1 pseudogene is annotated in these 621 nt (G+C 64.4%); it reads right to left on the reverse strand.

The annotated features are described in order from the left end of the window. Nucleotides 1–466, reverse strand: a pseudogene (locus DNK89_RS23580) (hypothetical protein); the annotation flags it as partial. Nucleotides 467–621: the final 155 nt, after the last annotated feature.

Here is a 621-nt window from a genome sequence, read left to right on the forward strand (position 1 = left end):
GCATCTCGGGGCGGGCGCCGTCGTCCAGCAGCCAGACCTGCCGGGCCAGGCGGACCCGTCGCGCCGCGATCAAGGTCTGCCTCAGCAGTTCGACCGGCTCGTTCCAGGTGGTCACCAGGATGTCGGCCTCCATGTCCGGCGGCGGCGCGGCGGCCCTGCGCTCGACCACGGTCCAGGTCATCAGCATGTGCAGGCCCAGGCCCACCATGCCGAACGCCTCGGCCGCCAGCAGCATGCTGGACAGGATCGGCGCCGCCGGGTTCCACAAGGGAATGCGATAACTGAAATAGAGGACGCTGGTGACGATCAGCGCGATCGTCCAGAACAGTCCCCAAAGGCCGATGGGTCGCCGCACGACCGATGCAGCCATCGTCGCCGCCGGAGCAGACTCCAGGTTTTCTTGGACGGATTTGCGCACGCGAACCCCCTTGGGCGACGAGCGTCGCCGCGAGCTGGCGATGGACATCAGAGGTTCCAGGCGAGAGTCGCCGCAGTCATGCGCATGCCGATCTGGCATGAAATCAGTATTCGAACCCCATACGCACGACTACGACTGGCCCAGCACCCAAAGCCGAGCTCATCATGCGCGGGCAAGACAGAATAAATTTGAGAAATCTCAAA

The sequence above is a fragment of the Acidovorax sp. ST3 genome (assembly GCF_003231145.1).
GTDB lineage: Bacteria > Pseudomonadota > Gammaproteobacteria > Burkholderiales > Burkholderiaceae_C > Acidovorax.